The organism is Anaerobacillus alkalidiazotrophicus (assembly GCF_001866055.1).
The window spans coordinates 124,805-138,882 of record NZ_MLQS01000031.1 but is presented as its reverse complement, the minus strand read 5'-3'; the positions used below and the strand labels follow the sequence as shown (position 1 = coordinate 138,882).

At 35.4% G+C, this 14,078-nt stretch carries 12 protein-coding genes; 1 reads left to right on the top strand and 11 read right to left on the bottom strand.

Features of this window, described 5'->3' with window-relative positions:
- Window positions 1-114: 114 nt before the first annotated feature.
- From ffh to smc, 4 genes are all read right to left on the bottom strand, one after another.
- Window positions 115-1,461, bottom strand: a complete 1,347-nt coding sequence (gene ffh, locus BKP45_RS19785; protein ID WP_071390889.1) for a signal recognition particle protein — start codon at window positions 1,459-1,461, stop codon at window positions 115-117.
- A 12-nt stretch (window positions 1,462-1,473) separates the two neighbouring features.
- Window positions 1,474-1,782 (bottom strand): putative DNA-binding protein, encoded by a 309-nt coding sequence (locus BKP45_RS19780; protein WP_245747576.1) that lies wholly within the window; start codon window positions 1,780-1,782, stop codon window positions 1,474-1,476.
- A gap of 102 nt (window positions 1,783-1,884) precedes the next feature.
- Window positions 1,885-2,874 carry a signal recognition particle-docking protein FtsY gene (gene ftsY / locus BKP45_RS19775; RefSeq protein ID WP_071390887.1) on the bottom strand — a complete coding sequence of 330 codons (990 nt, stop codon included), beginning with the start codon at window positions 2,872-2,874 and terminating at the stop codon, window positions 1,885-1,887.
- Between the two features lie 57 nt (window positions 2,875-2,931).
- Complete coding sequence (gene smc, locus BKP45_RS19770) at window positions 2,932-6,504, bottom strand: chromosome segregation protein SMC (protein ID WP_071390886.1); 3,573 nt, start codon at window positions 6,502-6,504, stop codon at window positions 2,932-2,934.
- Window positions 6,505-6,942: 438 nt separating this feature from the next.
- Here smc and BKP45_RS19765 point away from each other — a divergent pair, with 438 nt between their 5' ends.
- Window positions 6,943-7,170, top strand: coding sequence for a DUF1128 domain-containing protein (locus BKP45_RS19765; protein ID WP_071390885.1), 228 nt, complete (start codon window positions 6,943-6,945; stop codon window positions 7,168-7,170).
- Between the two features lie 194 nt (window positions 7,171-7,364).
- Here the strand turns inward: BKP45_RS19765 and rnc are convergent, their stop codons facing one another.
- The 7 genes from rnc to recG form a co-directional block, all read right to left on the bottom strand.
- Window positions 7,365-8,132: a ribonuclease III gene (gene rnc, locus BKP45_RS19760; RefSeq protein WP_071390884.1), complete on the bottom strand. Its 768-nt coding sequence runs from the start codon at window positions 8,130-8,132 to the stop codon at window positions 7,365-7,367.
- Window positions 8,133-8,314: 182 nt separating this feature from the next.
- Window positions 8,315-8,548: an acyl carrier protein gene (acpP, locus tag BKP45_RS19755; protein ID WP_071390883.1), complete on the bottom strand. Its 234-nt coding sequence runs from the start codon at window positions 8,546-8,548 to the stop codon at window positions 8,315-8,317.
- 107 nt (window positions 8,549-8,655) lie between these two features.
- Window positions 8,656-9,399 (bottom strand): 3-oxoacyl-[acyl-carrier-protein] reductase, encoded by a 744-nt coding sequence (gene fabG / locus BKP45_RS19750; RefSeq protein ID WP_071390882.1) that lies wholly within the window; start codon window positions 9,397-9,399, stop codon window positions 8,656-8,658.
- Window positions 9,399-10,346: an ACP S-malonyltransferase gene (gene fabD / locus BKP45_RS19745; RefSeq protein WP_071390881.1), complete on the bottom strand. Its 948-nt coding sequence runs from the start codon at window positions 10,344-10,346 to the stop codon at window positions 9,399-9,401. The genes fabG and fabD overlap by 1 nt, the downstream gene beginning before the upstream one ends.
- 46 nt (window positions 10,347-10,392) lie before the next feature.
- Complete coding sequence (gene plsX / locus BKP45_RS19740) at window positions 10,393-11,379, bottom strand: phosphate acyltransferase PlsX (RefSeq protein ID WP_071390880.1); 987 nt, start codon at window positions 11,377-11,379, stop codon at window positions 10,393-10,395.
- Window positions 11,363-11,956: a transcription factor FapR gene (fapR, locus tag BKP45_RS19735; RefSeq protein WP_071390879.1), complete on the bottom strand. Its 594-nt coding sequence runs from the start codon at window positions 11,954-11,956 to the stop codon at window positions 11,363-11,365. Before fapR ends, plsX begins: the two co-directional genes overlap by 17 nt.
- 85 nt (window positions 11,957-12,041) lie before the next feature.
- A complete protein-coding gene (recG, locus tag BKP45_RS19730; RefSeq protein WP_071390878.1) occupies window positions 12,042-14,078 on the bottom strand; it encodes an ATP-dependent DNA helicase RecG in 2,037 nt (678 codons plus the stop codon).

The window sequence follows — 14,078 nt, the reverse complement described above, 5'->3', positions numbered from 1 at the left end:
AGTTAAAAAACTTTACAGAAAAGATTGGATTTTTTTGCGTTTCTTGTCTAGCTACAGAGCCTATCAGCTCGATCACTTCAACCAAGCCTTCCTATTCCAATGATTTCACGTTTCTTACATAAAAGGAAATTTAAACTTTCCTTTTTTCTTTCCTTTTGCCGTCATATTTGACATTTGTTTCATCATTTTCTTCATTTCATCAAATTGCTTAATAAGTCGATTAACTTCTTGTATGGAAGTTCCACTTCCTTTAGCAATTCTTTTTCTGCGACTAGCATTCAATATAGTCGGGTCTTGCTTTTCGGCTTTCGTCATAGAGCGAACAATCGCTTCAACATGGCCAATTTGCTTTTCATCAACTTGTATATTTTTTAGACCCTTCATTTTATTAGCACCCGGCATCATACCAAGTAACTCATCAAGAGGACCCATATTACGAACTTGTGCTAACTGATCTAGAAAATCATCAAATGTAATATCAGCATTACGCATTTTTTTTTCTAGTTCACGAGCTTTTTCCTCATCTACAGTCGATTGAGCTTTCTCAATAAGAGTAAGTACGTCTCCCATTCCAAGTATACGTGATGCCATACGATCAGGATGGAAAGGTTCTAATGCATCTAATTTTTCACCCATACCAGCAAACTTAATTGGTGTGTTTGTCACTGCTTTTACTGAGAGCGCCGCACCACCACGTGTATCTCCATCAAGCTTTGTTAAGACTACACCAGTTAAGTCAAGTTGCTCATTAAAGCTTTCTGCTACATTAACTGCATCTTGCCCTGTCATAGCGTCAACAACAAGTAAAATCTCGTCCGGATTTACCGTTTCTTTGATTTGCTGTAGTTCCCCCATGAGCGTTTCATCAATATGCAAACGACCAGCTGTATCAATTAACACATAATCAAGGTGTTCTTCTTTTGCTTTTTCTACTGCCTGCTTAGCAATTTCCACCGGGCTAACTTGATCACCTAAAGAAAATACCGGCATATTTAATTGGTTACCCAATGTTTCTAATTGTTTAATAGCTGCCGGACGATAAATATCGCCTGCTACAAGCAGTGGCTTACGATTACTATTTTTCCTTAAGTAATTAGCAAGTTTCCCAGTTGTAGTTGTTTTACCGGCCCCTTGTAGACCTACCATCATAACAACAGTTGGCGATTTTTTAGCAACCGCTATTTTACTCTGCTCTCCACCCATGAGCTTTGTAAGCTCTTCGTTTACAACTTTAATTACTTGTTGCCCTGGTGTTAAACTTTTTAATACATCTTGCCCTACTGCTCTTTCTTTTACATTAGAAATGAAATCTTTTACAACTTTAAAGTTAACGTCTGCTTCAAGTAAAGCAAGTCGCACTTCACGCATCATAGCTTTTACATCCGCTTCAGAAACAACACCTTTACCTCTAATTTTACTTAAGGTACTTTGTAAGCGTTCAGCTAAACCTTCAAATGCCATGTTTGTCGCCTCCTAGTCTAACCTCTCAAGAGAATCGACGATAATTAATATAGATTCTTTCGTTGCGTCTTTCTCTATCGCCGTTTTTAGTTTTTTCATAAGTATTGAGCGCTCTTCGAATTTAGAGAAGAGCGTAAGCTTCCCCTCATATTCTTCAAGCATACTTTCAGTTCTTTTAATATTATCATAAACGGCTTGACGACTAACTTCAAATTCTTCAGCAATTTCACCTAACGACCAATCATCGAGAAAATATAATTCCATGTACTGGCGCTGCTTCGTTGTTAGTAGGCTTTGATAAAAATCATAAAGATAATTCATTCTTAGCGTTTTTTCTAACACGTGAAGACCTCCTTGTTAAGTGAAATCCCTTTACAAGTACTTATCATACACGATCACAAAATTAGTGTCAAGTTTTTTTCTTTACTCTACTTCTGTTTTTTCTAGCATCTCAGAAAATAATCCATAAACAAATTGTTGCGCATCAAATTCTTGAAGATCATCGACCTTTTCCCCTAAACCAACAAATTTTACTGGTATATCTAATTCATGGCGAATCGCTAATACAATTCCGCCTTTAGCAGTACCGTCTAACTTTGTAAGCACAATCCCTGACACATCAGTTGCTTTTCCAAAGGTTTTTGCTTGTGACATCGCATTTTGCCCTGTTGTTGCATCTAACACTAATAGAACCTCATGAGGTGCACCAGGTATTTCTCTTTCGAGAACACGTTTTACTTTTTCTAACTCGTTCATTAAATTAACTTTGTTTTGAAGGCGCCCTGCAGTATCACAAAGTAAAACATCTACTCCACGGGATTTAGCCGCTTGAACAGCATCAAACATAACTGCAGCTGGATCTGACCCAGAATGTTGTTTAATTACATCAACCCCTACTCGTTCTCCCCATACTTCTAATTGCTCGATAGCCCCTGCACGGAAAGTATCTCCTGCTGCTAATAGGACCGATTTACCTTCATTTTTTAGTTTATTTGCTAGCTTTCCAATCGTAGTAGTCTTACCTACACCATTTACTCCTACAAACAATATAACAGTCATCGATGACTCTTGGATATTTAACTTTGTATCTTCCTCATTTTTTTCAAGTAGCTCAGCTAGTTTTTCAGAAATAACAGGTTGTAGCTCTTCAGAATTTTTTATGTTACGTGTTCTTGCAACATCCTTTAACTCATCAATCAACTCCATCACGGTAGTTACACCAACGTCAGCACTGATTAATAGTTCTTCAAGTTCTTCGAAAAATTCCTCATCAACACTTCGATAGTTTTTAACGAGATCATTCATTTTTCCGACAAAAGAATCGCGTGTCTTTGATAATCCTTCTTTAAATTTCTCAGTTACGGTATCTGTTTGTAGTGTAATTTTTTCCTTAAGCTTCTTAAAAAAACTCATTTTCTTTCCCTCCATATTTAATTCTATTTAGTGTCTATTTAGAATTAGAAAATAACTCTATACAGTTGCAGTCATTAATTCGGGTGTTTCTTCGAGACGAACGGATACTAACTTAGATACACCAGATTCTTGCATAGTTACACCATAAAGAACATCAGCTTCCTCCATCGTTCCTTTTCTATGAGTTACAACAATAAACTGAGTTTCTTTACTAAATTCTTTTAAATAATTGGCAAAACGGGTTACATTTGCTTCATCTAGCGCTGCTTCTACTTCGTCAAGTACGCAGAATGGAACTGGTCGAATTCTTAATATAGCAAAAAGAAGGGCAATTGCAGTTAATGCTCGTTCTCCACCAGATAATAATGCTAAATGTTGTAGTTTCTTACCAGGTGGTTGAGCAACAATTTCAACTCCAGTAGTTAAAATATTGTCTGGATCACTAAGTAGCAGGTCCGCTTTTCCACCACCAAACAGCTCTTGAAAGACCATTTGGAACTGTGCTTTTATTTGCATAAAAACTGTTTCAAAACGTGTTGACATTTCTGCATCCATTTCATTGATAACACGAAAAAGTGTTTCTTTTGCTTCATACAAGTCATTTTTTTGTTCAGTTAAAAATGTAAATCTTTGTGACACACGACTATATTCATCTATTGCTCCTAAATTTACAGTTCCTAATTCCTCAATTGCTAACTTAATAAGTTTTACTTTTGACTTAGCTGAATTAGCATCGATCGGTAGGGGATAATTAACTTTTGCAGCCTCAAAACTTATTTCATAATCAGACGATAGCTTTTCAAGGCGATTTTCTAATTCAACATCTAAACGATTTACCTTCACTTCCTCTGTATGAAGATAATCAGATAACTGTTTTTGTTTGCGCTTATTTTCTTTTAACTCTTTTTCTAAATCATCATGCGCTGTTTGAAAGTCTAATCTTTCTTGCCTACGACTTTGAATTAAATGTAAGGTAAGGTCTTTTTCCTGTCGTTTTTTCTTGATTAATTCGTCTAAGGAATTTTCTCCAGTTGTACTATTACTCATTTCACGCTCAAGTAGCCAGTATTCTTCTTCTGTTTCACTCAATTCTAATTCAATACTGTCTTTTTCCTGCTTAGTGATTTGTACTCGATGTTTTTGATTCCGGTATTGTTCCTCTTCTTTTGCAACCTGTACCTTTAATTCAGTAATAAATTCAGATAATGAAGCCTTAGATGTTTGTTGTGTTTTCTTCTTTTCTGTTAACAGTTGAACTTGTTCATCTAGATGTTCTTTTAATTTCATAGTGCTATCTAGATTTTCGTTTAATTTAAGTAGACTTGTTTCGATCTCAGATACTTCTGATTCAAATGATTGTTTTTCTTTATCATATATAAATAGACGTTCATTTAAATTTTTGCATTCAATTTCGAGTTCACGTAGGTTCCCTTTTACTTGTTGCTCCTCTGTTCTCAACAGTTCACCACGATGCCGAAGTTCCTCTACAAACGCTACTTTCTCTTGACGTTGTTTTTTTAGAGATTTCACATTTGTTTCCATGATTTTTGTTTGTTCTTCCATTTTAACTAGTTTTGCCACTAACTCCTCTAGTTCACGCTGCCGCCCTAATATTGGACTTCCTTTTTGTTTAACACTTCCTCCACTCATCGAACCGCCTGGATTAACAACATCTCCTTCTAGGGTAACAATTCTATTTTTATATTGAAGTAGCTTTGCTAATGCATTTGCCCCCTGGAGATCTTTTGCTACAATTACATGACCTAATAAGTTTGAAATAATTGCTCGATATTTTTTATCATAGTCAATTAATTCACATGCCACACCTATAAAAGAAGGGTGAGATTGTATCTTTTGTTTTTCAAACTGAGAAAGCTCTCTGGGTTTAATGACCGAAAGCGGTAAAAAAGTCGCTCTACCAAAACGTCTAGCCTTTAAAAATTGAATAGCACTACGAGCATTCTCTTCGGTATTAACGACTATATGTTGCATAGCGCCACCTAAAGCTGTCTCTACAGCTTGCTCTACGTGTTCAGGAACAACAATAAGTTCAGCAACTGCTCCTTCGATTCCAGATAAAATAGTTTCCTTTGCTTTCAATACTTCTTTTACCCCTTGAAAAAAACCAGAAAAATCAGCCTGCATCTCCTCTAAAACCTCTTTACGAGAACGTATCTGCTGTAAATGATTTAATGCTTGATAATACTGGGTTTCCTTCTTTTGATATTCACTATTTATTGTTTCAAGGTCTCGATTACCTTTTCGAAAATTATGAATATGTTTTTCTAAACATTGTTCCTTATTTTGAAGTTCTTCCTTTAAAAGAATCTCCTTTTTTAACAAAGTTTCTCTTTGCTCTAATAAAGTGAGATTATTATGATCCAAATGCTCACTTTTGTGTTTACGTTGTCTTAACTGCTCTTCAAGGTATCTCACTTCATTACGAATAGATGCTTGTTCATTTAAGACTTCAATATAATCTGCTTTCATTCGTTCTAACTCTGTTTCAATATCTTCCTCTAAAGAAGAGAGAAGTTTTTGCTCTTGATCTAAACGTTTTTTATTATTGAATAGCTTTTCTTTAAAGTTTTGTAATTCTTTAGTTTCAACTGTTAGACTTTCTTCGATTTGCTCTTTCTTTACTTTTAATACTTCTAGCTTTTTCAGGAAACTTTCTTTAGTTTGATGATAATTTTTCTTTCTTTCTTTCAAAACTTCTTTTTGACCTTCATTTTTCTCTAATTGTTCACTTGTTGAAAGAAGAATATCTTGAAGTTCATTAATAGATTCATCAAGAGCATGCATTTTTTCGCGATATTGATCAATATTCACTTCTTCAACTTTTATTTGCGAAGAAATTTCAAGCTGATCTCGTTTCAATTCTTCAACTTTTTTTGCCTGTTCATTCCAACTTTTATGGAGCTCTTCAATTTCATAAACTAATAAACCAACTTCTACTTTTGTAAGTTCCTCTTTCTTTTCCAAATAATCTTTCGCAACCGATGCCTGAATTTTTAAGGGTTCAACTTGTCCCTCAAGTTCATGCAGAATGTCCTCTATTCGATATAAGTTTTCTTGTGTTTCAATTAGTTTTCTTTCAGCCTGTTGTTTTCTCGTTTTATATTTTAATACTCCTGCAGCTTCCTCAAAAATAACTCTACGCTCTTCAGACTTACTACTTAATATTTCTTCAATTTTCCCCTGGCCAATTATTGAATATGCTTCTCTACCTAAACCTGAATCCATAAAAAGTTCATGAATATCTTTAAGTCGACAACTTTGCTTATTTATAAAGTATTCACTATCACCAGAACGATAAACACGTCGAGTAACACTTACTTCACTATAATCGATCGCCAAGTGCTGATCTTCATTATTTAATGTTAGTGTTAACTCAGCAAAGTTGAGTGGCTTTCTAGTATCACTCCCTGCAAAAATGACATCTTCCATTTTCGCTCCGCGAAGAGACTTTGCTGACTGCTCTCCTAATACCCATCTAATACCATCAGATATATTACTTTTACCACTTCCATTAGGGCCTACAACTGCAGTAACTCCTGGAACAAAATCTATTGATGTTCGCTCAGCAAAGGATTTAAACCCTACTACATCTAATCTCTTGAGGAACATTTCTTTTCACCTCATTATTTTTCACAATAAATATAATTAAACAATTTCTTGCATCTTTAACTTAACTATTTTACCATACTTTTTTTAACTAGTTATGATGATTATTGTTTCAAAAGCAAAATTTTAAAAGCGTGTTACTGTTATACCTAGACTATATAATCATTTTAAAAATGTAATCGGAACTTCATTTAACGAAAAGCTCTATTCTAATTACATAATAGAAATAAAATTTTCTACCTAATTGGAGGGAAATTAAATTGCCTACATCAAAAGGCTCTCCTTTCTGATGTAGGCAAATGAAGAGAAACTATTATTTTTCATTTTTTTAACTATGTGAAGCTTCATACGTGTGAAAAGCCACGATATAATGGTACAATAAAATATAGTTGATTGCCTATAAAAGTATGTGAGGGTAATCTATTTGAAGGGGTGGAAGAAATGAATTTAAAAGAAAATTCACGTGATAATATTGAATTTATGATTTCGAATATTAAAGAAAAAATGCAAGTTGTAAATGGCGGTGCAATGAGACCTGAAAGTTTTGATACTGATCGTTATGAGGATTTAGTTGATATTTACGAAATGATAATGAGTAAAAAGTCGTTTAGCGTAAGTGAAATCGATGCAATTGTATCTGAATTAGGGAAACTTCGTAAAAAAGGTTAACCAATTAGAAAAGCATAGTCACCTTGATCACTAGAGAAAGACTCTTAATAACCACTTTGTGACCTCCGAAAAGGGTGAAGGTACGAGCTCGTAGGGGCAGAAATAGACACCTTACTGATAACTTCTAAGCTTTATTCTTTACCTTACAATAAAAGAAAGACTTTCTTCACTTTTTATAGAAGAAAGTCTTTCTTTTATTTGTCCATTAGTTTTTCAAGCGCCTTTTGAGCAGCTTGTTGCTCAGCTTCTTTTTTCGATCTACCAACACCTACTCCTAACTTGGTCTCGTTTAAGATTACTTCTGAAACGAATTCGCGCGCATGAGCAGGCCCTCGTTCTTGAACAATATGATATTGAATTGCCCCAAGTCCATCTCTTTGAATAAATTCTTGCAACTGGCTTTTAAAATCCATCATATGAGAAAAAGCACCCTCATCAATTTTCGGGTAAATTGTTACGGATAAAAAGTGGTAGACGGCTTCTAACCCTTGGTCTAAATAAAGAGCTCCAACAAACGACTCAAACACATCAGCAAGCAATGCTGGTCGTTCTCTACCACCCGTCATTTCTTCCCCTTTACCAAGAAGAACGATTTCACCAAAGTTTAAATATGTTGCAAACTTTGCTAGTGATGGTTCACAAACAATTGCTGCTCTTAATTTTGTCATTTCACCTTCACTCATTGTATCGAACTTTTTATATAAGTACTGAGAAACCGCTAACTCTAAAACCGCATCTCCTAAAAATTCTAACCGTTCATTATCATCAAACGGGCGAATGCGATGCTCATTCACATAGGATGAATGTGTAAATGCTTGAATAATAAGTTTTTCATTTTCAAATTGAATTTCTAAACGCTCAAGCAGCTTTTCAAATTTTAATTTTTGGGCAGGTGTTAATTGAATTCTTTTCTCTGTACGTTTCGACGTGCGTCTACGAATTTTCCTTGAAGATTGTTGCATAATAACCTCCAAAACCTTTCAATACGTAAAATATGAAAGACTTCATTACAGATAATTGTAAAATACGATAATCACTTATAACGGAAGTCTTTGTTTATCGCTGAATAATTAAGGAGGATGATTAACACTAAGATGCTGACCTTTTTAAAGGTACGTCTTAGGTTAATTCATCCTCAACTAACCTACTGGTGGCTGTTTATGTAGTCAACAACATCTTGAACAGTAGCAATTTTTTCTGCATCTTCATCAGAAATTTCTAAATCAAACTCATCTTCAAGTTCCATCACTAGTTCTACTACATCTAGTGAATCTGCCCCTAGATCTTCTTTGAATGTAGCTTCAGGCTTTACTTCAGCTTCGTCAACACCAAGACGATCTACGATGATTTTCGTAATACGTGGAAATACGTCTGCCATGAGTTCACCTCCTCTCAAGGAAAATAATTTATTTATGACTATAATAGTACTTTATAATGGCATTAAACCTATGTACACATTATAGGATAAAACAATGTAAGAAACAATTAATTCATGACCATTCCACCGTCAACATGTAATGTTTGACCAGTCATATAATTAGCCTCATCACTGACTAGAAAACGAACAGCTGATGCAATATCTTCTGCGCTCCCTAATTTTGCAAGAGGAATTTGTTTTAATAACTCTTGTTTAATTTCTGTAGATAATTCTTCTGTCATATCCGTTTCAATAAAACCAGGTGCAACTGCATTAACCGTAATGTTTCGATTAGCTAATTCCCTTGCCAATGTTTTTGTTAAACCAATTACTCCAGCTTTAGCCGCAACATAGTTTGCTTGTCCTGCATTTCCTAGTACACCTACAACAGAGGAAATATTTACAATTTTCCCAAAACGTTGCTTCATCATTTGACGTGTAACAGCCTTTGAACAATTAAAGACACCCTTTAAGTTAGTATTTATAACAGCATCCCAATCGTCTTCCTTCATCCTCATGATGAGTCCATCTCGAGTAATTCCAGCATTATTAACTAGAATTTCCAACGAGCCGAATGCACCAATTGTCTCTTTTACCATCATATTCACTTCATCAGCATTAGCAACATCTGCTTTGATAGCAATCGCATCCGAGCCAAGAGCTTTTATTTCTGCTACAACTTCTTCTGCTTTTTGTTGGTTACCTGCAAAGTTTACTGCAACTTTTGCTCCTTGTCTAGCTAATTCTAATGCAATGGCTTTACCAATTCCTCTTGAAGCTCCTGTTACAAGAGCTACTTTTCCTTTAAGCATTATGCATTACCACCTTTTATAGTTTCAACAGTCTTTTCCAAAGATTCACGATCATTTACAGAAAACACCCGTACTTTACGGTTTATTTTTTTCACAAGTCCTGATAAAACATTCCCAGGACCTATTTCAATAAATGTATCTACATCTTGATCTAGTAAATAATTTACTGTATCTTCCCAAAGAACAGGAGAATAAACTTGTTGTACCAACTTTTGCTTTATTTCTTCACCTGAACGTACTTCGCTTGCAGTAACATTTGCAATAACAGGGACAAGGGCATCGTTAATATTAATATTATTTAATACTTCAGCAAGCTTATCCGCCGCTGGTTTCATTAACGATGAATGAAATGGTCCACTTACTGAAAGAGGAATAGCTCTTCTTGCCCCTTTTTCCTTAGCAATAAGAGAAGCTTCTTCCACAGCTTCTTTTGAACCAGAAATAACAATTTGGCCTGGACAATTTAGGTTAGCAAGTTCAACTGGTTGACCCTTTAACGTTACTTCGTCTGTAATTTCCTTTAACAGACTACGCTCTATTCCTAAAATAGCCGCCATTGCTCCTTGGCCTTCTGGAACTGCGTCTTCCATAAAAGATCCTCTCATTCGTACCGCATAAACAGCATCTTCAAATGACAAAGCCTGAGCACAAACAAGGGCACTGTATTCACCTAAACTATGCCCAGCAACATAATCTGGTTGAATATCGGCGATACGAAATGCCTCAAGCATAGCTATACTTGTTGTCAATAAAGCGGGTTGTGTGTTGGTAGTTATAGTTAATTCAGCCTCTGGACCTTCAAAAATAAGTTTTGTTAATTCTGTCTCAAGGCGTGTGTCTGCTCTTTTAAAAATTGCGGAAACAGCTTCATTTTCTTCTGCAAAAGTTTTTCCCATTCCAACCGATTGAGATCCTTGACCAGGAAATAAAAATGCTATCTTACCCATTGTACAACTCCCTTTAATTCGTTTTTTCAACTAAAAATAATATTTACTATTCACCTTTTACAATTTCACCTTTTATGGTTTCTACAACCTTTTCTTCGACAATCATTCGAGCTTGCCTTACAGAATTCAGTATAGCATTTTCATTAGAAGATCCATGTGCTTTAATAATTGGGGCTTGTAAGCCAAATAAACAAGCACCACCATATTCCGTATAATCCATTTGCTCTTTAATTTTTTTAAACCTCGGTTTTAATGCTCCAGCCGCTATTTTACTAAAAACTGTACTCGTAAGCTCTTTCTTCATTAATGAGAATAAAGAAAGGGCTGTGCCTTCTACTGATTTCAGAACAATATTACCTGAAAAACCGTCACATACTACAACATCAGCAATACCATTTAATAAATCTCTTGCTTCAATATTCCCTACAAAATTCAAGTTGGCATTCTTTAACAATTCAAACGTCTGTTTTGTTAATTCAGTACCTTTATCGTCCTCAGTTCCGACATTTAGCAATCCAACTCTTGGGCGATCAATATCACGAACCTTTTTCATGTAAATAGAGCCCATTATGCCGTAGTGAAGTAAATGTTCAGGTTTTGCATCCATATTGGCACCTGCATCTATTAGTAAAAAACCATTACCATTAAGAGTCGGTAGCATTGGCGCTAGTGCAGGACGTTCAATTCCTTTTATTCTACCACTAATTAAAATTCCACCAGTCATTAGCGCACCAGTATTTCCTGCAGAAATACAAGCATCAGCACGACCTTCTTTTACTTCTTTAATAGCAAGAACCATAGAGGCATTCTTTTTTCTACGTATAGCTGCCACCGGGGCATCTGTTGATTCAATCTTTTCATTAGTATGTATAATTGTAACTCTTGTTTCATCTGTAAGACTTTCTTTAATCGCCACCTCATCGCCTACTAGGACAATGTGTAGTTCTTTATAGGATTTTATAGCTGCCATTGCACCTTTTACGACTTCTTTAGGGGCATGGTCGCCACCCATGGCATCAATTACGATCCTCATGTTCACCCTTCTCTCCTTCCGATAGCAAGTCTCTTCGGTACATGTGGAATTCTCCAGAGAAAACTAACTCTTGTTCAACAAAACTAGTTACTTCAACTTTGGTACGCTCTTTTTCATTGTTGATAACTTTCGCCTTTGCAATCACACGTTCCCCTTGCTTTACTCTTCTAGTAAAACGAACATTTGCTTTTGATGTTAACGCTAATTCATCATCAATAATTGCAACTGCCAAAGAGTTTGCTTGAGCAAAAAGGTGATGTCCTCTTGCAATCTTTGTTCTTGAAAAGACATGCTCTGGTCCTATATCTAAAATGGAGATTGCTCTCTGATCTAACTGTAAATCGATAATTTCACCGATAACTTCTTCTAATGATAAAGCTTTTACAGTATCAAACTGTTTTTCAGCTACATGTTTAATACGTTCTCTTAATTCAGGTATTGAAAGTTCTAATCGATCTAAACGGATCGTTTGAACACTCACATGAAAAAATTCTGCAAGTGACTCATCAGTAATAAAAGGATTTTCATTTATTTTTTGTTTTAATAGCTGTTGCCGTTCTTTTTTCGATCGTCTCATCTTTCCACACCATCCAAGCTTATATGACTAGGTACTAAAAGTAGTATATAGAAATTGGATTTATATTTCAATAAAAAAATTACTATTAATCCATTTTCTCTCCATTTAGCACCCCTTGCTCCTCTAAATACATAACTAGATACTTATATTCTGAATTCTCCCAAAATTCCTCAGAAGAGACTAGATGTGTAGCGTCATTTCTTGCTACTTCCAGCGCACGATAATCGTGAATCATATCAGCAATTTTAAATTCAGGTAAACCACTTTGTTTAGATCCAAAAAAATCTCCAGGGCCTCTTAGTTCTAAATCTCTTTGAGATAATTCAAACCCATTATTTGTTTCTGTCATAATCTTCATTCGTTCTTTTCCAACATCAGATTTAGGATCAGCTAATAGTACACAATACGATTGTGCATCACCACGTCCAACCCGTCCTCGCAGCTGATGAAGCTGTGATAAACCAAACCTCTCCGCATCATAAATAACCATGATAGTAGCATTAGGTACATTAACTCCAACTTCTACCACCGTCGTAGAAACAAGTATTTGGACCTCATTATTACTGAATTGTTGCATAACTTCTTCTTTTTCACTTGAATGAAGTCTCCCGTGCATGAGTCCTACTTTATAATCCCTAAAGTAATGTTGAAGTTGAGCATGTACGTCAATTGCATTTTGAACATCTAGTTTATCAGATTCTTCAATTAAAGGACAGATAACATAAGCTTGTCTACCTTTCATTAACTCCTTTTCAACAAAAGATAAAACACGTTCAAGCATCTGGTGCTTAGCCCAGTATGTTTCAATCGGTTTTCGACCAGCTGGCATTTCGTCAATTGTTGAAACATCCATATCTCCGAAAATCGAAATGGCTAGTGTCCTTGGAATGGGGGTTGCTGTCATAAAAAGGACATCCGGATTTAGACCTTTATTACGCAGTGTACGCCTTTGTTCAACACCGAAGCGGTGCTGTTCATCCGTTATAACTAAACCTAGTTTGTGAAATTGAACTTCATCTTGTATAAGGGCATGAGTACCTATAATTATATTAAGTTCCCCACTTTCAAGTCGAGTCAACAATTCCTTACGCTTTTTACCTTTAATGGATCCGGTTAATAATTCAGAGGTTATACCAACTGGCTCAAGTAACGCTTTTAAAGAATGATAGTGTTGTTCTGCTAATATTTCAGTAGGAACCATTAATGCACCTTGAAAACGAGCGGTAACAGCAGCATATAAACAAATAGCTGCGACAACTGTTTTCCCTGAACCTACGTCTCCTTGTAGCAAACGATTCATACGATAAGGCGTAGCCATATCTTTTAAGATTTCATCAACTACCCGTTGTTGCGCAGATGTTAGCGAAAAAGGTAATCTCTCGAGAAAAAGTGTAACATTCTCTTTATCATAGTTAATAGAGGCACCACCACTATTTTCTCGATGGAATTTTCGAATCGCTTGCATTTTCAACTGAAACAAAAGAAACTCTTCATAAACCATTCTTCTCCTTGCTTTCTTAGCGTCTTCAAAATTAAGCGGGTAATGGAGTTTGTAAAGCGCATCTTTTCTTTCAATCAGTTTGTATTTCTGTAAATAGTAGGGTGGTAGGATTTCTTTGATTTGGTTTCCGTACTGTTCCATCGCCGAATTTATCATTTTTTTCAATCCTTTTACGGTAATTTTACCGCCAACCGAATAAACAGGTTCATAACTACTGTTTTGCTCACCTATACCAAACTTACATTCGTTAACAGTAATTGAAAGACGATGTTGATCCCACTTACCTGTTAGTGTAACCTTTGAACCTATAACTAATTTCGTTTTTAAGTAATGTTGATTAAAAAAAACTGCTGTAAGTAATACGTTACCTACTAAAACCCTAGTAGATATTTTCGATTTTTTTTTACCATAAAACCGAAGTACACTTTCACTTTGAATCGTTCCTTGGATCGTTACTCGCTCTTCATGTTTAATTTCTGTTATGTCTTTTGGCCGATAATCCTCATAACGAAACGGGAAATATTCTAATAAATCTTGGATCGAATAAATCCCTAAGTTATGTAAATCTTTAGCCTTTTCCTCCCCAATTCCCTTTACAAATGTAACTGATTTTTTTAACAT

Excerpts from the sequence above, each read along its gene's own strand:
- ffh (WP_071390889.1), bottom strand. The coding sequence starts at position 1,461 with ATGGCATTTGAAGGTTTAGCTGAACGCTTACAAAGTACCTTAAGTAAA.
- BKP45_RS19780 (WP_245747576.1), bottom strand. The coding sequence starts at position 1,782 with ATGAATTATCTTTATGATTTTTATCAAAGCCTACTAACAACGAAGCAG.
- ftsY (WP_071390887.1), bottom strand. The coding sequence starts at position 2,874 with ATGAGTTTTTTTAAGAAGCTTAAGGAAAAAATTACACTACAAACAGAT.
- smc (WP_071390886.1), bottom strand. The coding sequence starts at position 6,504 with ATGTTCCTCAAGAGATTAGATGTAGTAGGGTTTAAATCCTTTGCTGAG.
- BKP45_RS19765 (WP_071390885.1), top strand. The coding sequence starts at position 6,943 with ATGAATTTAAAAGAAAATTCACGTGATAATATTGAATTTATGATTTCG.
- rnc (WP_071390884.1), bottom strand. The coding sequence starts at position 8,132 with ATGCAACAATCTTCAAGGAAAATTCGTAGACGCACGTCGAAACGTACA.
- acpP (WP_071390883.1), bottom strand. The coding sequence starts at position 8,548 with ATGGCAGACGTATTTCCACGTATTACGAAAATCATCGTAGATCGTCTT.
- fabG (WP_071390882.1), bottom strand. The coding sequence starts at position 9,399 with ATGCTTAAAGGAAAAGTAGCTCTTGTAACAGGAGCTTCAAGAGGAATT.
- fabD (WP_071390881.1), bottom strand. The coding sequence starts at position 10,346 with ATGGGTAAGATAGCATTTTTATTTCCTGGTCAAGGATCTCAATCGGTT.
- plsX (WP_071390880.1), bottom strand. The coding sequence starts at position 11,379 with ATGAGGATCGTAATTGATGCCATGGGTGGCGACCATGCCCCTAAAGAA.
- fapR (WP_071390879.1), bottom strand. The coding sequence starts at position 11,956 with ATGAGACGATCGAAAAAAGAACGGCAACAGCTATTAAAACAAAAAATA.
- recG (WP_071390878.1), bottom strand. The coding sequence starts at position 14,078 with ATGTTAAAAAAATCAGTTACATTTGTAAAGGGAATTGGGGAGGAAAAG.